The 23,362-nt window shown below is 49.4% G+C and carries 20 protein-coding genes; 12 read left to right on the forward strand and 8 right to left on the reverse strand.

The annotated features are described in order from the left end of the window. Positions 1-6 precede the first annotated feature (6 nt). The gene (locus DXT88_RS19690; RefSeq protein WP_016833779.1) at positions 7-903 is read left to right on the forward strand and encodes a TauD/TfdA dioxygenase family protein; all 897 of its coding nucleotides are present in this window, start codon (positions 7-9) and stop codon (positions 901-903) included. Positions 904-1,287: 384 nt separating this feature from the next. Here DXT88_RS19690 and DXT88_RS19695 read toward each other — a convergent pair whose 3' ends face one another. Then, positions 1,288-2,202, reverse strand: coding sequence for a hypothetical protein (locus DXT88_RS19695; protein WP_265215697.1), 915 nt, complete (start codon positions 2,200-2,202; stop codon positions 1,288-1,290). A gap of 109 nt (positions 2,203-2,311) precedes the next feature. Between DXT88_RS19695 and DXT88_RS19700 the strand changes: the two genes are divergently transcribed. The 4 genes from DXT88_RS19700 (at position 2,312) to gmtX (ending at position 8,192) form a co-directional block, all read left to right on the forward strand. Beyond that, the gene (locus DXT88_RS19700) at positions 2,312-2,695 is read left to right on the forward strand and encodes a helix-turn-helix domain-containing protein (RefSeq protein ID WP_265215698.1); all 384 of its coding nucleotides are present in this window, start codon (positions 2,312-2,314) and stop codon (positions 2,693-2,695) included. Between the two features lie 730 nt (positions 2,696-3,425). Beyond that, positions 3,426-4,919 carry a gamma-mobile-trio recombinase GmtY gene (gene gmtY / locus DXT88_RS19705; protein WP_265215699.1) on the forward strand — a complete coding sequence of 498 codons (1,494 nt, stop codon included), beginning with the start codon at positions 3,426-3,428 and terminating at the stop codon, positions 4,917-4,919. Continuing rightward, the gene (gene gmtZ / locus DXT88_RS19710) at positions 4,916-7,534 is read left to right on the forward strand and encodes a gamma-mobile-trio integrase GmtZ (RefSeq protein ID WP_265215700.1); all 2,619 of its coding nucleotides are present in this window, start codon (positions 4,916-4,918) and stop codon (positions 7,532-7,534) included. The genes gmtY and gmtZ overlap by 4 nt, the downstream gene beginning before the upstream one ends. After that, positions 7,521-8,192 carry a gamma-mobile-trio protein GmtX gene (gmtX, locus tag DXT88_RS19715; protein ID WP_265215701.1) on the forward strand — a complete coding sequence of 224 codons (672 nt, stop codon included), beginning with the start codon at positions 7,521-7,523 and terminating at the stop codon, positions 8,190-8,192. Before gmtZ ends, gmtX begins: the two co-directional genes overlap by 14 nt. A gap of 121 nt (positions 8,193-8,313) precedes the next feature. On the opposite strand, the gene DXT88_RS19720 is transcribed toward gmtX, so the two are convergent. Both DXT88_RS19720 and DXT88_RS19725 read right to left on the reverse strand, forming a co-directional pair. Next, a complete protein-coding gene (locus DXT88_RS19720; RefSeq protein ID WP_265215702.1) occupies positions 8,314-9,561 on the reverse strand; it encodes a DUF1173 domain-containing protein in 1,248 nt (415 codons plus the stop codon). Between the two features lie 114 nt (positions 9,562-9,675). Next, positions 9,676-10,188: a TIR domain-containing protein gene (locus DXT88_RS19725; RefSeq protein WP_265215703.1), complete on the reverse strand. Its 513-nt coding sequence runs from the start codon at positions 10,186-10,188 to the stop codon at positions 9,676-9,678. A gap of 143 nt (positions 10,189-10,331) precedes the next feature. On the opposite strand from DXT88_RS19725, the gene DXT88_RS19730 reads away from it, so the two are divergent. Further along, the gene (locus DXT88_RS19730) at positions 10,332-10,913 is read left to right on the forward strand and encodes a TIR domain-containing protein (RefSeq protein WP_265215704.1); all 582 of its coding nucleotides are present in this window, start codon (positions 10,332-10,334) and stop codon (positions 10,911-10,913) included. A 38-nt stretch (positions 10,914-10,951) separates the two neighbouring features. Beyond that, on the forward strand, positions 10,952-12,394 hold the full coding sequence (locus DXT88_RS19735) for an SIR2 family protein (protein ID WP_265215705.1): 1,443 nt from the start codon (positions 10,952-10,954) through the stop codon (positions 12,392-12,394). A 161-nt stretch (positions 12,395-12,555) separates the two neighbouring features. Here the strand turns inward: DXT88_RS19735 and DXT88_RS19740 are convergent, their stop codons facing one another. The 3 genes from DXT88_RS19740 to DXT88_RS19750 form a co-directional block, all read right to left on the reverse strand. Then, positions 12,556-13,770 carry a hypothetical protein gene (locus DXT88_RS19740; RefSeq protein ID WP_265215706.1) on the reverse strand — a complete coding sequence of 405 codons (1,215 nt, stop codon included), beginning with the start codon at positions 13,768-13,770 and terminating at the stop codon, positions 12,556-12,558. Positions 13,771-13,836: 66 nt separating this feature from the next. After that, positions 13,837-14,787, reverse strand: a complete 951-nt coding sequence (locus DXT88_RS19745) for a hypothetical protein (protein WP_265215707.1) — start codon at positions 14,785-14,787, stop codon at positions 13,837-13,839. A gap of 209 nt (positions 14,788-14,996) precedes the next feature. Continuing rightward, a complete protein-coding gene (locus DXT88_RS19750) occupies positions 14,997-15,467 on the reverse strand; it encodes a hypothetical protein (protein WP_265215708.1) in 471 nt (156 codons plus the stop codon). A gap of 446 nt (positions 15,468-15,913) precedes the next feature. Between DXT88_RS19750 and DXT88_RS19755 the strand changes: the two genes are divergently transcribed. The 3 genes from DXT88_RS19755 (at position 15,914) to DXT88_RS19765 (ending at position 18,682) form a co-directional block, all read left to right on the forward strand. Continuing rightward, positions 15,914-16,591, forward strand: coding sequence for a TIR domain-containing protein (locus DXT88_RS19755; protein WP_265215709.1), 678 nt, complete (start codon positions 15,914-15,916; stop codon positions 16,589-16,591). A gap of 145 nt (positions 16,592-16,736) precedes the next feature. Next, a complete protein-coding gene (locus DXT88_RS19760; protein WP_265215710.1) occupies positions 16,737-17,954 on the forward strand; it encodes a toll/interleukin-1 receptor domain-containing protein in 1,218 nt (405 codons plus the stop codon). Beyond that, the gene (locus DXT88_RS19765) at positions 17,951-18,682 is read left to right on the forward strand and encodes a hypothetical protein (protein WP_265215711.1); all 732 of its coding nucleotides are present in this window, start codon (positions 17,951-17,953) and stop codon (positions 18,680-18,682) included. The genes DXT88_RS19760 and DXT88_RS19765 overlap by 4 nt, the downstream gene beginning before the upstream one ends. A 78-nt stretch (positions 18,683-18,760) precedes the next feature. Here DXT88_RS19765 and DXT88_RS19770 read toward each other — a convergent pair whose 3' ends face one another. Both DXT88_RS19770 and DXT88_RS19775 read right to left on the reverse strand, forming a co-directional pair. Beyond that, positions 18,761-19,051 carry a hypothetical protein gene (locus DXT88_RS19770; protein WP_265215712.1) on the reverse strand — a complete coding sequence of 97 codons (291 nt, stop codon included), beginning with the start codon at positions 19,049-19,051 and terminating at the stop codon, positions 18,761-18,763. A 252-nt stretch (positions 19,052-19,303) separates the two neighbouring features. Further along, a complete protein-coding gene (locus DXT88_RS19775; RefSeq protein WP_016835172.1) occupies positions 19,304-20,203 on the reverse strand; it encodes a hypothetical protein in 900 nt (299 codons plus the stop codon). Between the two features lie 868 nt (positions 20,204-21,071). Between DXT88_RS19775 and DXT88_RS19780 the strand changes: the two genes are divergently transcribed. Together DXT88_RS19780 and DXT88_RS19785 are read left to right on the forward strand one after the other, a co-directional pair. Further along, positions 21,072-22,586, forward strand: a complete 1,515-nt coding sequence (locus DXT88_RS19780; RefSeq protein ID WP_238534027.1) for a TolC family protein — start codon at positions 21,072-21,074, stop codon at positions 22,584-22,586. Next, the gene (locus tag DXT88_RS19785) at positions 22,583-23,362 is read left to right on the forward strand and encodes an efflux RND transporter periplasmic adaptor subunit (RefSeq protein ID WP_265215713.1); all 780 of its coding nucleotides are present in this window, start codon (positions 22,583-22,585) and stop codon (positions 23,360-23,362) included. The genes DXT88_RS19780 and DXT88_RS19785 overlap by 4 nt, the downstream gene beginning before the upstream one ends.

The following is a 23,362-nucleotide window of genomic DNA, read 5'->3' on the forward strand; positions in this document are numbered from 1 at the left end:
TTCATCATGTCCAGCGCAAGCGCATTGCAAACCCCTTCCGCCGCAGCGGCACAAGACTTCACCATCCGCGCCTTCGGCGGCCCGCTGGGCGCCGAGATCACCGGCCTCGACCTCAACCTGCCGGTGTCCGACCGCGAACTGGCCGAGATCCGCGCAGCGCTGGTCGAACACAACGTGGTGGTGTTCCGCGACCAGCGCATCACGCCCGACCAGCACGTCGCCTTCAGCCGCCGCTTCGGCCCGCTGCAGGTGCATGTGCTCAACCGCTTCCACCTGGAAAATTATCCGGAAATCCTGATCGTCTCCAACGTGCTCGAAGACGGCAAACCGATCGGCCTGGTCGACGCCGGCGCCGACTGGCATTCGGATCTCTCGTACATGCCCAAACCCAGCCTGGGGGCGCTGCTGCATTCGCAGGAGCTGCCGGCGGAACAGGGCGACACGCTGTTCGCCAACACCGCCAACGCCTACGACACGCTGCCGGCCGAGATCAAGAAGCTGCTGGAAGGCAAGCGTGCGGTGCACTCCTACGTCTATCGCTACGAACGCCTGCGCAAGCTGTCGCCGTGGCGCCAGGAGCTGACGCAAAAGCAGATCGACGAAGTGCCGCCGGTGGAGCACCCGGTCATCACCACGCATCCTGAAAGCGGCCGCAAGATCCTGTTCGTCAGCGAGGGCTTCACTTCGCACATCGTCGGCATCCCGCGCGATGAAAGCGATGAGCTGCTCAAGACGCTGCATGCGCACATCACGCGGCCCGAGAACGTCTACCGCCATCAATGGCAACCGCACGACATGGTGTTCTGGGACAACCGCAGCACCCAGCATTACGCCGCCATCACGCCGCAGCACCTGCGCCGTACGCTGTACCGCACCACGGTCGAAGGCGACGTGCCGGTCTGAGGCTTGTGCGTTCGGCAAGGTTCGAAAAAAAGCCCTCGCAAGTTATTTGGGGTAAAAAAAATATAATATTTTTGTTAAAAAAGGCCCATTCAAAGGGGGATTGGGCCTTTTTTCGTTTGACGGTATTACATATCAAGGGAAATATTAATAACAATAATAATTAAACTGTATTCAGAATGAATACTCTATGGACAGCGGGCAAAAAATTACCGGACATAGTTTTCTAGGCAGGGAAACGAGCAGACTCGATCAAGAGTTTTGGAAAAGGTCCGTTGTGGTGTTTGTTAAGGGGAAATAAAGTTGGATCGTAAAGCCCCTAAATTCATACATTGACCATTTGCGACGGCCAAATAGTTTCTTCGATAAGCAATGGTCTGTGTCGGATTATTTTTTGAGCTTTTTTTCAAGAAATTCACTCATCCAATACTTATAAGCCGCTGATTTCCAAGTCAACGGGTAGCGCTCCAGTTTTGACTGGATAGGCTCATAGCTGGCCGCATAAGCCTGATCTATATGCCACATAGCGAGCTCGACCAAAGCAAAGCTTATCTTTGCTAGGTGAGGAATCTTGTTCAACTCAGGAAGCTGGGATATCAAACACTCTCTTGCAGCGACAAATCGCCGTGCATCTCCGATCTCCGCTCCTTCCAACATCAAACAAAAAATCGCTGTAATCGAATCAAAACTTAGAATTGATTGCAAGCAGTGCAATTCGTCATTGATGTCTCTGTAAGCCCGAGACCACGCCGACACGAGACCGCTTCTGACCATCAGCACATTTCTTGTCTGATGGTCTAAATGCAACATATTGAGGTGTATCCAGCTAAGGGGCTTCCCAGGCTCCCAAGTTCCGCGTCGACTTCGCTTTTCTCTCAATTTCTCATTTTTACTCTCTTCATCGTGAGCGATGGCGTGTTCCCCGACGCGCCGGTGCTCTCCAATCCATACTTCTGGATAACACTGACTTCTGCTAATTGCTTTCTCGTTTGAGGGTAAAGGTCCCAGAGTTAAATTAAAAAAGGGATGAAAAAAAATGTCTGATGAACCCTTAAAGGTTAGCTCTAAGGCCATGAGATAACTCGGAGCCACTTTCCCACGCGGGTCATAAGGGATTGGGCGTTTTCCACTGAAATATTCGCGAGTCACGTCAATTTCCGGTGCAGATAAGTGGAATCTGTCGCGATAAGTTTCTGCAACTTTCTTCTGAATTTTCGTTGGGCCTAGATGCGTCGACGCTTTAATGCCTTCCAAACAGGCAAGTGATCGCAAAATCAGAGAGGGAATACGATTTCTGGACATCGTTTTCTCAAAAGTTAAGCTGCCATATAGCCCCCTTGAATTCTACCGTCTGAATGCGGTATTCATGTAGCTACTAAATATTTGCGTCAATTTGTCAAATAGGATTGCCATGGAGAAGTTTGGATCGTGCCTCATGAAGCTGCGACACAGTCGCCGTCTCCTGCAGAAAGATTTGGCCAAAAAAGCCGAGATCGACAACACCTATCTGGCGCTGTTGGAGCGCGGGAGACGAGCGCCCCCACGCCCGATCGTTATGCAAAGAATCATCGACGCTTTAGAAGCGTCCGACGAGGAAATTGCATTGCTCAAACGGATGGGGAGAATCACTCGGCTTGTTAATGCGATCGAGGAGCATGAGGATGCAGAAGGAGCTTTGATCTTAATAAAAATTGCGCATCAAATCTCAAGTTTGCACGTTTCCGATTTAGAGCGGTTCCAGAGGGAGATCGAAGGATTTTTAGATAGTCGATGGCCCGCGATTGCGCACCCTTAATCGTTGTAACCATCTAGTTACATGCCAATCAAGATGATAGAAGGAGTGAAAAACATGTAGAAACAAAAAAACCACCCCTATGAAGGAATGGCTTTCTTGTTGGATTGAGAATGACAATGCTGCTGCTCGCAACTACAGTATTGGTCGTTCCCTTCCTCAAGTCAAGCCCCCCTTGCGCGCAAAATTCTGTTAATCGATTCGATTGACTGAATTCTGTCAACGCATCATCCAAACAGCATCTCATTTGATAACAGTCCACGGCGACGGATAGCCGTGGCTATCCCTGGTCATTCGTCTGCACGGGCGAGCTTAGGCCTCGGGGCGAACGATACAACAAGGTCAAAAAAATGGCGACACGCAAATATACGCTAGGCGAGCAAAAAATCGCGGGCTTCGTAAAGGAAGGAGGATGCAACAGAGAAGGTACCAACGATCTTCCTTGGCTCACGGTACATGATGTGCCATCACATAGAAGAACCGCTCGACTGAATGGCGTCGGAATATCCCGCCTCCATCATCTGCTATCTAACAATAACGCTAGATTTTTTCTATTGGCTAATTGGAGCAATCGGGTGAAGGACAGCGTCGAAAAATTCTCCTTCGGCCAAACGTTCTTGCCGACGATGAAAATACAGAACGAGCAGCGATCCACGTCATACCTCGCACGAAATACTGCAAGACCGCTTAGGGTTTCGTGCTTGCGACGGATGGCATCAATCAAGGTAATTTTATGAGCCACGTCCGCGTTACCGCGAGCATTGTCAACGATAGCACCGGTATCAAGACGCATATCCCAGTGATTCTTCTTGAAGAGGCAGGACACTGCACTGCTCTAATGCCACTGGTGGATTACCTGCTTGTCCACTCACAAGCCAGAAGCCCGTCTTGGATGAGCAAGATGTGCCAAATCGTTGGCATGCTGTTGGATTACATGGAAGCCAACCACGCCAATTTCGAGAAGCCTGCCGCGCTATTCAAAACCTTTACCCAACGGGTCTACACTGGAACAATTGGTGAGGATGGGAAGGATGCCAGTGATCTGTACTGGTTTCCGAAGCGTACTGCCTCGGGCAAACCGCTTCTGAACATGCTCAGTGAATTCTCTGATTGGATGCATCGAGAATATGGTACGACGCCCCTCAATCCCTGGCGTGAAGCGACGGCGTGCGAGCAACGCCTGAACTGGGCTGCTTTCATCAATAAAAGCGAACGTTCCTTTCTTGGTCATCTGGACAGTTACGCGGATGCAGCGCAAACCGCGAAGCAAGCGCGCGACACCCTGCAACGGAAAACACCACAAGGACAGCACGGCGGCACCAAGGCATTCCCGGATGACCGATTTATGGATCTGCTTTTTATAGGATTTGTTGTACCGGGCAAGCAAAATAGTCTTGATATTGTTGAGCAGTACGATTGGCGTGGCATTTGCATCACTATTCTCATGCATTGGGGCGGTTTGCGCGTGTCAGAACCGTTTCATCTGTGGGTGAACGACGTAGTGCCCTTTCCCCTGAGACCGGACGAGGCATCCGTTCGTGTCTACCATCCCATTGAGGGGGCTGCGCCCCGGGACTTCAAAGGTCCGAGCGGCCGCTTTATGGCGAACCGCGAAGCCTATCTCCAGGCCAGATATCCGGGCTACCCACCGCGCAATAGGGCAAAGGGGAATCGCAAAGCCGGCTGGAAGAATCCCAAGCTGGACGACAACTCCCAGAACTTCATGTATGTGCATTGGTTTCCCGCAGGAATTGCAGGTCGGCTGTTCTTGCAGGCATGGAAACTTTACATGTACCAGCGCATGCGCGCGCGCATTGGCGCCGACAAGCATCCTTGGTTGTTTGTGTCGTTTCGGGAGGGGCAAAAAGGAGAGCCTTATACGATTGATTCCTATCAAGAGGCACATGCGCGCGCGATACGACGAATCGGACTAGAGCCCGCGAAGCAAAACGGGACGACCGATCATGGCCACCGGCACGCATATGGACAACGGACGCGTCGTGCTGCGGTCGGCTCCATTGTTACGCAGCAGGGGCTACATCAGAAGTCCATTGAATCGCAAGCTGTCTATATCGAGCCATCTATTGCAGAAGTCACGACTGCTCTTGAAATAGCGACCGAGGCACTTGAGACCGGGCAGTATCTTCCGATGCTGGACGATCTTGATGCCCTCATCCTTGCTGCGCGTAAAGGCCAGAAAAATCAACCGAAAGAAAAGAGAAGATGACTATGGTAACCGAGGCTGGAAGAGAGAAAAGAAAACGGATCGCTGGCACCAGATCGGATGACACGCTAGCCTATGCCACAATCATTGACCCCAATTTGGAGCAATGGCGCGTCGTTGCGACAGAGTGGCTTGGCTCGCTCCGCAAGAGCAAGGGCGTAGCGATGGACAGTCTGAAAACATTTCTGGTCGATTATATTCATGGACAGCAACTAGAAACCGAGCCGGCAAAATTCCTGAGATGCGGATACCGTCCGCCTTGTCTGTATGCATCATGTCTCAGTCATATCGGTACCAGAAGAGAGATATTTAGGCGATTCGTGTTCATATCGCGTTTCATCGCTTATGTTCTGGAGCAATATTACTCTGTTGAAGATGATGACGGCATTTCCGTCATCTCTCCTGCATTCCGGAATCCTATTCCCGACCTGCCAGGGGTCGCTGCTAGTCATGCAGGCGACCCAAATGAGTCGAACAAGAATGTCTTGCCGTATCACTTCATAGCACAATTGCGCACTCTGCTGTGCCCAGCACAGGCGGAAAGTTTTTCCGACTGGAAATGGGCGCAGGCGGCAGATAGCGTAAAAAGTCGTGCAAGCTGGTTCGTGGTGCCATTCGACTTGATCGACAAAACGGACCCGGATTGCGTTTGGCGCGCGCGCGAATCTAGCGGACGAGAGCGTAAAAAATATGGCTATGGTGAGATCGTGTATGAACTGTGGAGCCCGGTAATCGCAGTTGCTATCTACGTGAAGCTCCAATTGCCATTGCGAACCTATCAGGTGCGCATGCTCGATAGCGGCGAGGCGGATACTGATCGATACGCGCTGGGAACGTGGGGAAAAAACACAGGGCCTCTGGCAAAAGGCACGGAGAAAAATCCATTCCACCGCGGCGTCTTTCGCAGGATGATGGACGACATCAAGAATGTCTTCATGACGGGGCTCTACATCAACACGAATAAGACAGCAGACCAAGATAAAGAAGAGTGGAGCAAGGGTTACACCATCCCTTGGGAACACACAGAGGTGTTGAAGTGGCTGGAAAAACTAAGAGACTGGCAGTCTAAATACAATCCCATTGTCGCGCCCATTGCCTGGACCGAGCTTGAATTGAAACATATGGGAAAACTTAAGGCTGAACCTAGTCTCAAGGCGATGGGTTCGACCTGCTTCTTGTTTCGTGATGCGGCCGCCCAAGGCGACGATCGGTTCAAACCAATTTGCGCATCGAGCGGTCTTCGTGGATTCTGGCACAAGTTGCTAAAGACGCTAGAAAACCAATGTGCCGAGAATCAGGTTTTTGATCTAGCTGGCAACCCGCTGGCCTTCGTCGTACCAAAACTTCACCCCAATGCGGCCGCGTTCACTACTTATTACCCGTTGCATTCCTTGCGGGTGTCCCTGATTACAGCCTATGCGCTGGAAGGGGGGGTGCCGATGGCGATTCTTTCCAAATGCATTGCTGGTCATGCTCGGCTCATTATGACGCTCTATTACACGAAGGCCGGCATTACCTATTGCACAGAGACCATGGATGCAGCCACTAAGCGCCTGATGGTGAATGAGCAGGAAAATTACGGACGGTGGCTCAAAGATAAGACCTACCAGCAGATAGAATCCGGTGTTGCTTACAACGATCCTGCGGCTATACAGGCGGTTATGCATGTCATGAGAAACGGGGCTAGCCTTGTCAAGGACGATAAAGGATTCTGCCCAAAAGGCGGATGGGCGTGCGATTCGGGAGGTGTTTATGTCAATGATGACACAGGCAAGGTCTCGTACGGTGAGGTGCCAGGTTATCCTCAAAAAAACTGTCCGCGCTGCCGCTGGTTCTTGACTGGCCCCGCATTTATTGATGGTTTGAATAATCATTGGAATCACATCCAGCTACAGATGGGAGATGTCGGCGAGCGAGTCGCTAAATTGGAAGGACAAATTATTGCTCTGGAAGACCAGCAGTTTGAGTGTCAGGAAGCCGACGCCCCTTTCATGGGGCGGGATCAACTCAACACGTTGCGCAAAATCTATCAGGCGGAAGTTGAAAAGAATAATCGACATGCAGAAGACTCCAGTGCCACGTACCGGCTGATAGCCCGCTGCATGACATTGGCGAAGAACAACGAGAGTAATAATGGCGTCCAGTTGGTTTCCGTTGGCGCGTTACCTGACGTGCATATCGCCATCAACGAATGCACCAAACTCCAGCAGGTGCTGAATTCAGTTGCAGGGTCGAAGGTGTATCCGGAGCACGATGTGAGCAAGGCAGTGTTGCAAGCGGGAAAAGCGTACGACATGATGCTTGCGCGAAATGGCAAAGAGCCAGTTTTTTTTCGGCTATCGGAGGAGGAATTGCCGACGGTTGTTGCGCACATGACCCGACTCCTCGCCACCGAAGCTGGGAGTATCAAGAATACGCTGCCCTTCTTCGAAGGGTCTCGCCGTCTCGAGGAATTGGGATTTGACTTAGACTTGGAAGCGCTAGCACGGGAAATGGCCGCTGGTGAAGTAGCCCAGATACGCTCTGTACCTTGGCAGGCCGAAACCTTGGATGGGCGACATCATTTGTCTTCGCCTACAAAAGCGTCAATACAAGATACACCCTATGACGCCAAATAGCCCGTCGCCCGAGAGTGTCCTAGCCGCACTTCAGCAAGAGGCTACTACGCGAACGCGACAGTCCCTGACGCTCATCCATGCTATCTGCAGCGAACAACACGCAAGTGGTAACAAAGACTTCTCGGTAGCCACCATTGGCAAGAAATCTTCTGGACGAGGTGGACCGTCGCCGCAAGCCATACGCAATGTGACGGGAATGCACTATCGTACCTTGCTCAGTGCATGGGCAAGCTATGCTGATGGGGCTACCCGCAAGCCTTCTGTTCGCGCGAAGCCCGGGGTGGCGGATGATGTACTGGAAATGATTCCCGATGCAGCAGTTCGCGCCATAGTCGGCAGCTTCTTGGCCGAAAATCGCAAGCTTAAGTCAGAGAATAACCTTCTCAAAATACAGGCCAATGTGGTGGTTGATCGACGTCCCGCTTCCATACTTCCAGCGTCCCAATCTTCAACGGGGATGCAGGTAGTACTGCCGCTGAGCACACTCATCCCCATGGAAGTCGAAGCTTTGCAACATGCGATTTCGGATGAACTGCTGAAAACCATGGGTTGGACTGTAGATGCAAAGACAGGACGAGTATCGAAAGCAGGCTACTCCATCTTCAGAGCAGGCTTTGTTACGGCCATCAATAAGGTGCTCGATGCAGTAGGAAACTGAGAGCGTGCGCGGCGAGTAGATGCGTGGCACCTGACGCATCGCCGCTTTGATGGAGAATCGTGATCTTATCTCTACTGCATCTTTATCGGAAGCTAGACACCAACGGCTTTGATCACCGTTTTTATTTCTTTTCGTTAAACGGCCGCATTGGTTCCGGAGGCGTCCAATCCCAGAAGGGCTCTCCCGATTGCTTATAGTGAGCAACCTTCGCTCTTTTTCTTTCGTCGTACTTAGGATTGTTCTTTACGCCGTAGATTTCCATCGGTACGGGATTTGGCCCAGCATCGAGTAGCTTAAAATCGGGGAAAACTACATCGTCAGCAGCATCATAGCGTAAAGGTTTTACGAAGCTGCGTTTTTCGACAAGAAGCTTATCCGCCACAATTAGTTCATAAGAAGAATCAACCGGAATGTATCGCCAATTGGTCAATATTAAAGCTGCCTTACCTATTTCAATACGCATCCCGTCGGCCCCTTCTACCCAGCCACATAGTGCCAAACAAAACACCTGAGCCAGCTTGGGTTTTTCGTCCTTATCCTGATCGGGGACTTGATCAGATCCCCTCGGTCTCGTGACATAGGACCATGCCGACTTAAAACTAGTCTGGATCGATTCCAGCACTTCAGGACTGACACGGAAAATCTCACCGCTGTCGGATTTGATATATGAATATTTGTCGTGTGTGGTTACTGACTTAATTTTAAAAAGTGCCAGGAAATAGTCGTTAGATGTGGCGCCACTTTTAGGCGCTACCGGTAGCCAAGAAGTTTTCTCCCATGACGGCTCTACATGAATCAATTTTGCGAGACTGCGTCTCCCAAGCTTCGTGCCTTCAATAACCTCAGACAGCTTGCTATAGACGAGAGAACGTAGGCGTATAGAGCCGTCGATCCAAATATTGAGACCGCTTTCATTCCACATATGGCAGAGCAAAGCATTTAGCCCCATCGCGTGACGTGACACGCTTCCTGTTAGCGGATTGGGCGGACTATTATTTTCTATAGGCTCAACATTCTCAGCTTTCGACAACGAGAAATTCACTTTGATGATCGTAACGTCATCCTTAATGCTGATTGCTGGAAGATATTCGCCACCTCCACTCAGAGATGGATCTTCCGAAAACGCAGTGCAATCTTGATGATGCATATGGCCCGAATTAGGCATCCGTGCGACATGATAACGTTGGTCACGCAAGCGAATTACTAACTCCGCCTTATTTCCAAATTTTCGACAGTCACAATGCGCGCGAAGTTTTGGCTGCTTACCATGAGCCTTTTCCAACGCGGACTGGTGCTTATGCAACAGGTTTTTTAGTTGATACGGTGTCGATTCCCCAGGGAGATTCACGTAGATCTTTTCGTTGTCCATTTTCACCTCATTGCCAATGGGAAATGCTATACCTTGTGTCTCGCAAGCGTGTGTGTCGCCTCCCTCCGATGTCCGCCTAAAGTCGGACAGATGGTGCCTCTCAAACGAAAACTCTTAATAGCCGGCCTTTTTGGCCGCGGTGTCAACCCATGCGCCAAAATTTGAATAGCCATCATCGTCAACCCAATCGTATATAGGAACTTGAGCGCTAAGATATGTGGGGAAAAGAAAAGATAGAAATGATTTTGGTTCGTTTATTACCTTCACGCGCGAAAAGGGATTTTCTCCTCGGCGGCTAGTCTTTCCATCTTTCCCTTTTATTTGATGAATTCGAATTCCTAGTAGTCCTTTGCCGAGAATTTGGCTTTGTTCAATTTCGTATGTAACCCATTCACGACTTGCGGTTTCGCTTCCAATGAGAACGACAGTCACAGAAGAGCCTTTCAGCTGCGTGTTGATCCATTGTTTGATTGAAGATGCCCCTTGGCGCTGGACTCTCTCCCAATCCGCGTGGTCAAGAAATTTTTTCCCCGTAACTTGACGTTGAGTAACGCCTGAGTTTCTGACTTGGCTCACTCGCCATATATCTTGCTGATAATGGAAGCTAAAAAATACGCGTCTCGACATAATATTTTTATTGATAGACGATGGGGAAAGCTTTGATTTCTATATTCAACAGTCAGATGTGGCATATTGCGAGGTGCCAGATAGGTGGTTGAATGTCTTGAACCGGATGCGCAATTTATTCAAAATTAATTGGGGGGATGAACATGGCACGAAGAGTATTTTTTAGCTTTCACTATCAAGATGTCATAGATTTTAGAGCAAATGTCGTACGCAATCATTGGATGACTAAACCAGATCGCGATGCGGCTGGATTTTATGATGCGTCTATTTGGGAAAGCGCTAAAAAGCAGGGCGACATTGCCTTAAAACGCTTAATAAATGGTGGCTTGGAAAATACATCTGCCACATGTATTTTGGTCGGCACAGAGACTTATCAACGCCCGTGGGTGCGTTACGAAATATTGAAGAGTTTTCGCAAGGGAAACCACATGTTTGCGGTCCATATAAACGGGATCAAAGGGAAAGACTCTCAAACGAAATTACTAGGCCAAAATCCTCTCGAGTATGTTGGCGTCACTTATTCGCAGGATGGAAAAACAGCCACTTTGTGGGAAAAAAATAACGGTACGTGGGTTCGGTTTGATAAGATCGACGGGACCGCAAATTATCCGGTTGATGTCCCTGCTCAATACCGCAATAAAGGTTTCAATTTAAGCTCATGGTATTCCATCTACGATTGGGTAAATGGTGACGGATTTAATCAGTTCTCAAACTGGGTTGGATAAGAACAAGGCTTGGGGTCCTTTCAAGAGGATCTTTTTTAATGACTATGAAAAAAAATAATCAAATTGACTCATTTGTCGAAACGTATGTTCAAGCTTTGCGAGACAACAATGCAGGTGTTTTCGCGGGTGCAGGATTTTCGATTGCCGCAGGAATGGTGGACTGGAAGGGACTGCTAAAACCCATTGCCAAAGATATAGGATTAGAGGTCGAGAAGGAAAGTGACCTGATTACTCTGGCCCAATTTCATGAGAATGAGCGAGGTGGGCGACATAAAATAAACCAAGCGCTTATTACAGAGTTCAATAAGCAAGCAAAAGGAACCGAAAACCACAGGATCCTCGCAAATCTCCCAATTCGTACTTACTGGACTACAAACTACGACAAGCTGATCGAAAACGCACTTCTGGAGGCGGGAAAGCGACCTGATGTAAAAATCACGGCTAAGGGACTTGCAGTATCAGAACCAGGTGCGTCAGCAGTAGTTTATAAAATGCATGGTGACGTATCTTTACCTGATGAAGCCGTGTTGACGAAAAATGACTACGAAACCTATGAGTCAGATCGTCATTTATTTTCCCTCGCCTTACAGGGTGATCTCGTATCGAAGACACTTCTTTTCATCGGTTTCAGTTTTAATGATCCCAATTTGGCGTACATCCTTGGTCGAATTCGAGTGTTGCTGAACGAGAATCGCCGTGAACACTATAGCCTGATGCGGCGTGTAAATAAAAAAGACTTTAAGACAATTAAAGATTATCACTACGCTGTTGCGCGCCAAGAGTTGCAAGTAAGAGATTTGAAGCGCTATGGAATAATTGGAGTCTTGGTCGACAGTTATGATGAATACGCTAGTGTCCTCAAGCGTATTTCAGAAAAATACAACATGGGGCGCGTGTTTATATCTGGCAGCGCAGCTTCTTATGCACCGTGGACCGAAAACAAATCCCAGGAAGTTGTGCAAAATATTTCGGGAGGGCTGGCCAAAAACGGATTCACTGTTGTTTCAGGCTTCGGCGTTGGCGTCGGACCTTATGTTGTAAACGGTGTTCTCGAGCAGTTAGAGCGAGAGGTAACTCGCGAGCTGGACGAGCGATTAGTACTACGGCCATTTCCAATTTCCATTTCAGATCCTGTGCAGCGAAAGAAAAGATGGCGAGCTTATCGTCAAGATATTTTGAAGAATGCAGGAGTAGCGATTTTTGTCTTTGGAAATAAGTACGATGATCATGGTCAACTGATCGATGCGGACGGCGTTCTGGAGGAGTTTAATCTCGCCATTGAGAATAAAATGTTTGTTGTCCCGATTGGGTGTACTGGCGGAGCAGCTAAAACATTGCACGATATGATTGCTGCGGATTTTTCGCGCTACTACGACAAAAATTACAAAACAGATTTCATGGCGCTGTCCAAAGCCGGTAGCGCGAAGGATATAGCTGATCGAACCATAAAATTTATCAATCGACTCAGAAACGACGCTTGAATGGAGCGTACTGCGATGAAGTTTGGATATTTCTGTTTTGAACAAAACCTTCGTTGTGCGGAGCCGATTGTACAAAGTCCAGGAGACGCTTCTCTTTGAAGAAACTGCGCACTAAGAGCCTCATCGCTTAGATAACAATGCCTATTTCAACACTTAGTTAGTTACGTAAAAAATGCAAGCTGGTCTAGTGTTAAAAGTGCTTGCAGTGCCTTGGTCATGGTGTAACTTTTTTGTGTCGCAGCTCCGTGCCCAACAGCGTGTCTAGAGCCAGCGTTCCCGGTTTGGGTCGCCGGATCAAAGTTGGCAAACGTCTGCTTGGTGAGATAGCGTCCGAACTCCGCGGTCAACCAGAGCGTATCGGAGCTTCCAGCCCGTTGTGTTGCTGATGCCTCGACAAATGCTAGTAGTACTTTGAGCTTTGCGCCATTGCCTCCGTGCTGGGCCCTATAGGCATCATTAATGATGCCTTCAATTTCTGTGAGAAGAATTTTGATCACAGAAATAGGCTTTCCCTTGACGAAGGAATCGATGGCTTCGCGAAGGAGATCGGATTTTGCTGCGAGATGAGTTTTTTTTATCCAGCGCTCAAACATGTGTATTAATCGCGCTTCATCGAAATTGGCGATAACCTTTGCTTCAATTTCCCCCATATCGCGGCCGGAGTCCGCGTGGTTCAAAATGTCCTTGAACTCAGAGTTGATGATTTCAACGAAAGGGAACCAACCCGCGTCGATTAGTCTGTTAAAACGTACAGGGTCACCAACAGCTTCATAGAGATGCCAATAACGCATAGATCTATAAAGATACCCTAGTGTGGTGTAGAACCCACTGAGATCCAATTTTTTCTTATCGCGATTTAGATCGAAAGCAAGCCCGAATTGCCATGCTTCTCGGAAAATGCATAAAACTTTATCGTCATCATTTATTGAAACGCAAGGAAAGGCCATCTTGGTTATGTCTGCAATATCCTTTGCAAAAACCGCGGATCCAGCAACCAAGGAACGCTTGGTTTCACATTCAATAACAACAGCGGCAGTATCCACCCAAAGCTCAGCACTCATATCGGGCTTCAAAACCATTAAAACAGTGTGTGCGTGCCTTATGTCAACCGCGACGCCGGCCTGTCGAGCCATGTGACTAACAACAGCAGCGAAATTTTCTGCCAGGATATGAAAAGATCGTTGATTGGACAAAAAATCGGCTCGCTCAATGACATCAACGATTTGCCCGCCCTTTCCATCGGGCCGCGACGGGCCCCCAGAAAAGCCACAGAGATCTTCCACATTGGAAAAACGCAATGGCTCGCCAAGATTGCGTATCTCAATCGGCGGAGTGGGCATATTTCCAGGAATTGTGGGGACGCTTCCATCGGACATGTTCGTTTCCTTTTCGTCTGAAAAACAGTTGCGCTCATACACTGTAGCTGGCTGCTGACCATCGCACTATACAACGACAATCTCTGCGATTCCTTCCAAACTGCCAACCTCAAGATCGATATACGATAAGTTATTGGCAGGGCCAGCTGGGCGCCAAATGAAACGGTACTCTTTTTGGTACCCATAACGAAAATGTTTGCTCATAGGGACGTCAATGATTACGGATGTTGGAGATAGTGGATCAACGTACGTCACATCACCGTGAAAACAAGTAGTTGCCGGGAAATTTCTAGCGCTATGTGATGTGATGAGCTGTTCGAATTTCGCTCGGTCTTTAATGATCACGCATGCGTCAGCATGAAAATCAACAAAAAGGCGGGGCTCGACTGCAGTAGTAACGCAATAGAGCCAATAGTCTGTCTGAGACTTGTGCACGATGTCTAACCGTTGTCCCCCGACATCGTCAGGTACGTCTTGCGGATTACGCACCACTTTCATGAGCTCTGCACGGGTCAGGTAGAGCGACAATGGCAGCGTCTGTTCATCGTCGCGGACTGCGCCATTATGGCTGGGGGCAGCGTAGTAGCTTGCCGGCTGAACTCTCATGGCGCCCCGCTCGTAGAGCGCCCGCATGTGTTCCGCTTTTCCAAATTTTATTAGAACATCTCCGGATCTTAGATTTCGTTTTGCCAACACACTGGCAGACTTTCTTCCCAATTCACCAACAAAATCGGGAAAAGGCTCAGAATGCAAGATCTCTCGGGTGAAGCCATTAGGATAAGGGCCATGCCGAAGTTTCATTTCTTCGAGCACGTGGGTCCACAGCTCTATCCAAATAACATCCGCTGGAGTTATAGGAGGAAGTCCGATCTTTGCCTCCGGCGTGAGGCGAAGCATATTAAGAAACACATCTCTAACGCGTTGATTTAATTCTTGCTGATTAAGATGTTGGCAATATCTGCTAGCACGGTAGGCTTGCCTCCATGCTTCATGGCGGGGAATGAGATTTGCAGTCACACTTCGGCTCCGTATGCATGGTCTGTTGCCGGGACTAGCAACAGATGGATCCTATACGCGGAAGCTTTTCCGAGCAGTTTGAGCGGAAATTTAAGCACCATTGTTTTTCTATTTTTCTTGGGGCGGAACCCCATTAATAACAGTGGATACCGCAGTGGCCGACAGTTTTGCCGGGCCGACAGCTTCGGGAGTTGAGTTGGGGCTGAACTTCAGATACATCTTTTCAATAAACCTATATGCTCCTTCGATAAGTCCATGCAATGAGGCCGTATCCAGCGACAGATTTCGGAATTTTTTATTCTCTTTCCAGAATCGCCAAATGTCATGGATATAGGTCCAGTGCCCGTTTGACTGGCAACTATTTGTGTATGCATATGTTCGTACTGGTTGCGTATGGCGATGAGACTTCCTAATGATGCCTCATGAACCGCAATAAATTCCGCTGCTTCTAACTGTCTCTCGCGCAGGCGGCGTATCGCCATACACGCACGATGAATTGCCATCACGGATCCTTCTATTTGCTCATACACATCTAAAATATGAAGAACAATCCCACCATCCCGTAATTGATCGGTGGAGTTCTGCAATCCAACAAGCTTCCTGGCCTCAGTATAGTGTCTTGCAGCAGTTGTTATTGTGTGCAGCAGCCAGATTCTTAGTTTTCTATCTTCTTCTGACAAGCTTGGATCTGGAATGAAGAGAGCGAGAGGCGCGTGGCGTTTTAAACCTTCGACATTAATGGTAAGTGGAGGGATTTGGTTTCGGCGACTTCGTCTTTAATATTGATCAAGACTTGCTATCGGATATGGGGAAAATTAGGCGTGCGGGTTTTACTGAACCGATGAACACGGAAGCGACGCTTATCGACATGCTAGACAGTCTTCGAAGGCAAAGTTTTATTCCTTAATAAACCCACTTTACTCCAGGAAAATGGTCACCCAATTCATCCTACCGTGACGAATGTAGTGCGGCCATTATTTTTAAATTTGAAGACTTAAAGTCGATACGCGATTTGTAGATTTCGGCTAATGTGTAAGCCGGATTCGAAGTCAAAAATAATGTAATAAAAATGAAGAGCGGCTTACTCAAATAAGAAATACAAGATAGAAGTGCATGGGAGTGTGAAATGGGGAGAAAGATCTTCATCTCTTATAAATATGGAGATGAACGTGTTGAATCGTTGAGATATGTTGGAACGACGACGGCACGTCACTATGTAGACAAGCTTCAAGAAATTCTGGACGAAGAAGACCACATTAACAAAGGTGAACAAGACGGGACAGACCTGAGCGCCTTTAAGGACTCGACTATTGAGTCTAGCTTACGCGAAAAGATTTACGACAGCAGCCTGACAATTGTGCTTGTCTCGAGAGGGATGAAGAGCATCTTCGACAGCGAGGCAGATCAATGGATGCCGTGGGAAATATCGTATTCCCTTAGAGAAAAAACGCGTGATGGTAGAACGGCTAAGCCGAATGGGATTCTCGTTGTTACCTTACCCGACGAGCACGGTGATTATGACTTCTTCATAGAAGATGAGTCTTGCAAGGCCTGTAAATGTCGTAGTCTGGATACAAATTTCTTATTTAAGATTCTGGCTTTAAATATGTTCAACGTTAAAGCACCGAACTATGTCGACTGCAACAATCACGCCGGTGGTTCGAAAGTTTATTCCGGTAATTCGTCATACATTCACTCTGTTAAATGGAGTGACTTTACGGCGGATCCGAATAAATACATTGATCTTGCGCTGGCCATTCGCGATGACATCGATTCATACAGCATTACTAAGCAAATTCCATAAATTGGGATAGATGTAGAGGTATCTCGATCTGCCTCAAATCATTCACTGTAACTGAGGGCATCAATATTCTCGGCAGCGGTTAGTGTGTGCCGTAACGAGATGCGGTTTTCTTAAATCGCCATCACTACTAAACGGATATAAAAAAATGATAGTTATCCTGTACGATGAAAATTGCAAAGCAATTGCGCAAGCCGCCGAAACTGATTTCATGGCGGCGTTTCAAGGTCATGTACAAACTGTCTTAGTCTCAGCAGTGACTGCTACTGCGTGGCCGGGCGATGTTGAGTGGGATGACATTTTGGTCGTTCTATATGACAGCCCTGCGTTTCCTGACGCCGGAAATAAGTTCATTCAAGACTATATTCAAAAGAGGCCGGATACGAGCTTATTGCTTCCGGTTGCTGCCAATATTGCTTTTCGAAAGCCACCTGAAGCTGCAGCAGCTATTAAGGCATTACCCTACGATGTCGATGCGCCAGGGGCCGATGGAAAGCTTGTCCATCGAGTCGGCGCAATGTTGGGGCTGCGCTTACAAGGACGCGATAGCAAGATATTCATCTCTTATCGCGCGACAGATGGTACATATATCGCTAATCAGCTAGACGCCTATTTAACAGCGCGAGGTTACCGCCCATGGCTAGATGAGGCGAAGGATGTAGATGGGGACACGGCCATTCTTCCCGGCACTCCCGTTCAAAAAGAAATCGATGTCAATTTGCGCAATGCGAGTTTGGTTTTGCTTATCGACACTCCTTCTGCACCTGACTCAGAGTGGATTCAACACGAGGTCGACACAGCCGATTCCATGTTAATTCCAATATTGCCAGTGTGTTTTCGGCGTGCTGCGGAAACAAAGAAAGGGTCGCGTTTCCGGTCCTTAGTCGAGCTACAACGAGATATTCGGCTGCCCTTTGTCGAGCCTCCTGTTAAAGATCCTCTGAGCGATGGTGAGCTCAATGAGATCGCTATTCAGATTGAAATCTATCTTTGCGAAATATTCCGACGAAAATGTCGAGTCCCTTTTCTCGTCAAGAATGAATTTGAAACAAATGGCTTTAAGTGGAACGTCCTCGATCAGGAGTTGATGATGTTCTCGTCAGCCAGACAAGGGGAGCGTCGTATCACCACTACTGTACTTAGTCACTGTTCGATTTTTGACCAGATATACACTCCCGCACTAAAAAGATTCATTAATTTTCTCAACGTAACTGGACGAAAAAACTACTCGTTGTTCATATATGACGGCGAACTTTTGTCCGCGCGTCAGCTTGATGAATTCTATGATGCAGATATGATTGTTTTGCATCACCAAGAGCTGTCGACGCTCATATCTTCTGGCTTCACCACTGTGGGGATTACATGAGCTTACATCGACTTAACGTCTCGTTGGAGCAATACGTTATTGGCATCAGTGGCGCAATTCCCGATCGCAAAGAATGGACAGAGGCTGCCATGGATAGAGGGATTTTGGAGTTCGTAGCTCTTTTAAGTGGTCTCGTCTTCAAATATGGAGGGCGAATAGTTCATGGCTGCCATCCAACATTCACTCCTATCATTTTACGCCAGGCTAGATTGCACGCTGGAGACCGAAAAAGAAAGCCCGTGATATTGGTGATGTCTGAATTATGGGCGAAAAATCTGAATGAAAATGAAGAAAAATCTATGACCGATGTTGCGGAATTCGTTGTCACAAAGCAGATTGGTAGCGGGGCCGTCGACGACATAGACACTCGGAATAGAAGCTTATCTACGATGCGCGAGGTTTTGATCGGTTATCAGAACATTATGGTTGCTGTTGGAGGGAAGCTGCATAGCGATGATGGAAAAATTGCCGGTGTTGGCGAAGAAATGGAACTTGCCAGAAAAAAAGGAATTCCACGTTTTTTAATCGGTGGCTTTGGGGGCTTTTCTCGTAAGCTAGCATCGGAATTATCACCGTCGTCTTTGAAGAACGAATTGACGCACGAAGATAACATGACGCTCCTCAGAACTGACGATGTTGCAGCCTGTGTGCACATTCTTTTTAAGCATTTATCTCAATCAGAATCCTTGGCAAAACGAGTGTCGTCGCTTGATAGTCGCGCTCCTTAAATAGCAGTATGGGCCAGAAGCAGACAACAGACCAAGTGAAATCTTGGCTCGTTCGAGATGTTTCTGGCATGCAGACTATCAATGAAAATTTTCTATTTTCAAGTTATAAAGTTCCCAAACTGCATCGCGCCCTTTCTTTTTTTCTCCAGCATCAAAAGCAGCAAATGCTTCCTGTAATTTTTTATCTATAAAATCGATTCTGTGCGCATCCTTTGTAAGTTCAGGTCGAATTTTTGACCAAAGTTCTTTTAGGTCTGCCATATGCATCTCATATGTTATGTATCGCCATTCGGGATAGTCATCTGGAGCATCAGTTGTAGCGATGGAAAGCGAACCGGAAAAACTTAACAGATTCTCTTTTAGAGTCATTACATTTTCCTCTCGTGAATTTCGAGTTGCGGCCAAAATTCTGAAGCGATAAAGTCTGTTTTTGCAAGATCTTTCATCTCTTAGCAGAAACTGACTTTTTCTATCGCCGCTTAATTTAGCAGTGAAAACGCACAGCAGGAAAGTCTTTATGCGGAGCGTCCGCAATCGGCCAGGAGCAGACTTTCTCCTTACAACTCGCTCAAGCATCGGCTATTTCTTCTAATTCTGTGATGATCCACTCTGGTATTGGTTTTATTGTGCATTCGCTAGTTCGGCGAGCTTCTCGGACCAATTTTTGGTCTGTTCTGTCCCTGGCACTTTCCCTTCGTTCTTAGTCTGGCCTTGCTTGTGATATAGAGCGTTAAGCATTTCCAGAAGCGTTTCCTTTTTCTTTTCATCTATTGGATGCCGCGCTTTATTGTTATCCGCATCTAACTGCTCCTGCGCCAACTGTTTAAAGTTAGCCGGATATTTCATTTGCTCAATAGGAAGCGCGGCATCATATACTGCCAACCCTGCCTCCATCACAGCACGCCAATCTCCAGTTTGGGCGGCCCTAACACTGAGTGGGTCCCAAAACTTCTTGTCCATTTCATTCATTTGACCTGCCGCCGCAAGGCGCTCATTTGACGTGTAGCGGCCAGAGTAATCATAGTAAATGGCCGCAAGCTCGTTATGAGATAGGGCGGGAAACGGGCTGGGCCCCTTGCCAATGACATAAGCGGTCGCTTGCTTCGCTTGCGCAAGCCGCGCAGAATCATCACTCTTTGGCACTTCCGCATTCGCACGATCCAACTCCGCTTGGTTGTGGAAAGTCAAACTTGCTACTGCTTTCTCATACTTGGCATACAGTTCTCCTCGCGGTAGCGCTGCATCGGCCTCAAATGCCGCCATGTCAGGTGGAGGTAAAACTCCGGCCGACTTTTGCTTGGCGGCTGTTTCGTCAACTGATTTTGAAAGCTCAACTCCCTCATTGGCGGCAGACGTAGCCAGCTCGATACCTTGACTGGAGAGGGTTACCTTAGCCGATTGAACCGCTACAGTCTCGGATGTATTTTGACCCGCAGCAAGACTGCTCGAAGCTTTCTTATCGCCAGTCACCTTAATAGTGGCCGTAGATTCAGTATTTTTTGAGGCAATTTGAATAGACATCAAGTCTCCAACTATTGAGCAATTCCGCCATCTCTGATCGAAGATTTGCGAGCGATAAGGGGGCTAGTTGCAAAAGACAGCTGTCAGTTCAACGTCAGAAATAGCACTAACTTTATGCATGAGGCACAACATTTGGAAAATAAATTCTAATACTACTTAGTATGTGAAATAAAAATCCGATGATTTGTTTTTGATGAACGAATAATTTATTCTCTTGAGGGCGCATGTCGATGGAGCTCAATAGAACGACTGGATCTATTTCGAAACAAAACAACATCATCGTTTGTTCTGCGTGAAAGACTCCCAACGTGGTCAAGACTGAGTGATTGGGCTCTCAAGCTAACGGAAAAAGAAAGCCCGCAATCGGCCAAAAGCGGCCTTTCCAGTATGGCTGACTAATGCAGGTCAACGATCTATACCGGCATCGCTTTCCTCTCCATGTCCGTGCGATGACTGCATGATGACGATTTGTTAATCATTGCCTGATTCGCGATGTCAAAAAAACATGACTCATTTTTTTTTTTAAAAAAGTGAGACATGCGGTCAACTACGGCCCGTTCCTCCTGCGATAATGCGCGTCGAACGGATCGCGGCGATAAGCGGTATGGGGAGCGGGCGACAGGGGAAATTCACTCTGCATTTTCTTAAACACGACCTCCGTCTGTACTACGTTTGTAGTACAGACAAACACGGTTGAAATTCATATACTCCTCGCGTTTTCCCCGCAAATTACCTGCGGGCGATGATCAGTAAAATTCAAAAAATCGGCACAAGCAGCACATGGTTTGTTGATGATGCCAAACTGGGAGATGGTATGCAGCATGTATGTGGACGCTCTGTTTTCGTCGCAAGATTCAATCGCGCGTCTTTGTTAAAAACGACAATAGCCGGCGCCATCAGCGTGGTGATCCTCAGCGGTTGTTCAACGTTCGATGTCGAGTCGGCGCGACTGTCGACGGCGGAAATCCAGGCCACGTTGACCGAGGACAAGGCTGTGCTGACGCGCGACGTCGAGCCGCTGACCGGTCCGCTGACCTTGAACGAAGCGATTGCCCGCGCCCTCAAATACAATGCTGATCGTCGCTATCGGGCGATGGAGGAAGCAGTCGCCATGGGTAGCTTCGAAGCCGGCCAGTTCGACATGCTGCCCAAGCTGATCGCCTCGGCCGGTTACCGCAACCGCAACAATGATCTGATTACCCGCAGCACCGATTCCGTCACCGGCCGTCCGTCCCTGGCCAATCCCTATATTTCTTCCAGCCGCACGGCGATCACCAGCGAAGTCGGGATTTCCTGGAGCCTGCTCGACTTCGGCCAGAGTTATTACGCCGCCCGCCAGAACGCCGACCGCGTGCTGATTGCCGGCGAGCGCCGGCGCAAGGCGCTGCACAATCTGATCCTCGATGTTCGCACCGCCTATTGGCGCGTGGTCGCTGCACAAAAACTGATGCCGGCCTTGCGCGCCACCATCACCGAATCGGAGCAGGCGCTCAAGGACGCGCGCAAAGCCGAAGACGACCGCATTCGTTCGCCGCTGGAGCCGCTGCGCTACCAGCGCCAGTTGCTGGAAAACCTGCGTCTGCTGGAAACCATCGAGCAGGAACTGTCGACGGCGCGTATTGAACTCGCCACCTTGACCGCATTGCCGCTGGCCACCGACTACACCGTGGTGGAAGAAACCACGGACATCAACACCGCCTGGCTGAGCCAACCGATGGACAAGATGGAAGAAGTGGCCTTGCTGCGCAATCCCGATTTGCGCGAGGGGATCTACAACGCCCGCATCGCGCAAAAGGAAACCCGGCGCACGCTGCTCAAGTTCTTCCCCGGCTTGTCGTTCAACTACGGCTACAAGCGCAGCGACGACGACTACCTGATCCATCAGAACTGGACCGAGGCCGGCGCGCAGATCTCGTTCAATCTGCTGGGGCTGCTGTCGGCGCCGGCGCAGATGCGCCTGGCCGATGCCGGCGTGGCGCTGGCCGATCGGCGTCGCATGGCGATACAGATGGCGGTGTTAAGCCAGCTGCACATCGCGCGGCTGCAATATGCCAACACCGCGCGCCAGTATGAACGATCGGACGCCATCGCCCAGGTCGACGTGCGTCTTGCGCAACATGTCGCGAATCAGGCCAGCGCGCAAAAGCAGTCGGCGCTGGACAGAATCTCGCAGCAAAGCACCGCAGTGCTGTCGCAGTTGCGCCGCTACCAGGCCTTGTCCAATGCGCAGGCGGCAGCATCTCGCCTGCAAGCCACGCTGGGGATGGAACCCACCGTAGAGGCGACTGCCGACATGCCCCTAAGCACCCTGACCGCCGCCATCGGTAAGTCCTTGCAAACCTGGGATCAGGGCGTCTTGCCTGAATCCGGAAGCCGTCCATGATGCGGGCTTCAGCCAGTCCGCGTGCCCTCTGCCTGTTGGCCTGCGTGGCGGCATGTTCGGTCTCCGCGTTTGCTGCTGCGCCGCAGGCCGCCACCGGCACCGCGCTGGAAAATCGGGAAATCCGCGCGCAGTTGTCTCCACGCCGTTACACCACCTTGGCTGCGGAAGTCGGTGCCAAGATCAATCGCCTGCCGCTGACCGAAGGCGCGGCCTTCAAACAGGGGCAGCTACTTGTGCAGTTCGACTGCATGCTTCAGCAGGCGCAACTTGCCAAGGCTAATGCCGCGCTGATGGCGGCCGATACCGCGTGGCACGGCAATCAAAAACTGGCCGAGCTCAACTCGGTCGGGAAAATGGAACTCGACATCTCCAAAGCCGAGATGCTCAAGGCGCAGGCCGAAGTCAACGCCAACCGCACGCTGATCGGAAAATGCCAGATCGCGGCGCCGTTTGCGGGACGCATCGCCGAACAGAAGGTGCGCGAACAGCAGTACGTGCAAGCCGGGCAAGCGTTGCTGGAGATCATCGACGACAGCCAGCTGGAACTGGAATTCATCGTGCCGTCGCGCTGGCTGGCATGGCTGCGCAACGGCGCCGTGTTCCAGGTCAACATCGATGAGACCGGCAAGACCTATCCGGCCAAAGTGCAGCGCATCGGCGCGCGCGTCGATCCGGTCAGCCAGTCGGTCAAACTGACGGCGGTGATCGATGGTCGCTTCAGCGAGCTGATCGCGGGCATGAGCGGCAAGGTACTGATGGCGCCGCCGCAGCGCTGA

Source organism: Herbaspirillum lusitanum (assembly GCF_026127345.1).
Lineage (GTDB): Bacteria > Pseudomonadota > Gammaproteobacteria > Burkholderiales > Burkholderiaceae_D > Herbaspirillum > Herbaspirillum lusitanum.

Excerpts from the sequence above, each read along its gene's own strand:
- gmtZ (WP_265215700.1), top strand. The coding sequence starts at position 4,916 with ATGACTATGGTAACCGAGGCTGGAAGAGAGAAAAGAAAACGGATCGCT.
- DXT88_RS19700 (WP_265215698.1), top strand. The coding sequence starts at position 2,312 with ATGGAGAAGTTTGGATCGTGCCTCATGAAGCTGCGACACAGTCGCCGT.
- DXT88_RS19755 (WP_265215709.1), top strand. The coding sequence starts at position 15,914 with ATGGGGAGAAAGATCTTCATCTCTTATAAATATGGAGATGAACGTGTT.
- DXT88_RS19775 (WP_016835172.1), bottom strand. The coding sequence starts at position 20,203 with ATGTCTATTCAAATTGCCTCAAAAAATACTGAATCTACGGCCACTATT.
- DXT88_RS19770 (WP_265215712.1), bottom strand. The coding sequence starts at position 19,051 with ATGACTCTAAAAGAGAATCTGTTAAGTTTTTCCGGTTCGCTTTCCATC.
- DXT88_RS19785 (WP_265215713.1), top strand. The coding sequence starts at position 22,583 with ATGATGCGGGCTTCAGCCAGTCCGCGTGCCCTCTGCCTGTTGGCCTGC.
- DXT88_RS19720 (WP_265215702.1), bottom strand. The coding sequence starts at position 9,561 with ATGGACAACGAAAAGATCTACGTGAATCTCCCTGGGGAATCGACACCG.
- DXT88_RS19695 (WP_265215697.1), bottom strand. The coding sequence starts at position 2,202 with ATGTCCAGAAATCGTATTCCCTCTCTGATTTTGCGATCACTTGCCTGT.
- DXT88_RS19735 (WP_265215705.1), top strand. The coding sequence starts at position 10,952 with ATGACTATGAAAAAAAATAATCAAATTGACTCATTTGTCGAAACGTAT.
- DXT88_RS19730 (WP_265215704.1), top strand. The coding sequence starts at position 10,332 with ATGGCACGAAGAGTATTTTTTAGCTTTCACTATCAAGATGTCATAGAT.
- DXT88_RS19690 (WP_016833779.1), top strand. The coding sequence starts at position 7 with ATGTCCAGCGCAAGCGCATTGCAAACCCCTTCCGCCGCAGCGGCACAA.
- gmtX (WP_265215701.1), top strand. The coding sequence starts at position 7,521 with ATGACGCCAAATAGCCCGTCGCCCGAGAGTGTCCTAGCCGCACTTCAG.
- DXT88_RS19740 (WP_265215706.1), bottom strand. The coding sequence starts at position 13,770 with ATGTCCGATGGAAGCGTCCCCACAATTCCTGGAAATATGCCCACTCCG.
- gmtY (WP_265215699.1), top strand. The coding sequence starts at position 3,426 with ATGAGCCACGTCCGCGTTACCGCGAGCATTGTCAACGATAGCACCGGT.
- DXT88_RS19725 (WP_265215703.1), bottom strand. The coding sequence starts at position 10,188 with ATGTCGAGACGCGTATTTTTTAGCTTCCATTATCAGCAAGATATATGG.
- DXT88_RS19760 (WP_265215710.1), top strand. The coding sequence starts at position 16,737 with ATGATAGTTATCCTGTACGATGAAAATTGCAAAGCAATTGCGCAAGCC.
- DXT88_RS19765 (WP_265215711.1), top strand. The coding sequence starts at position 17,951 with ATGAGCTTACATCGACTTAACGTCTCGTTGGAGCAATACGTTATTGGC.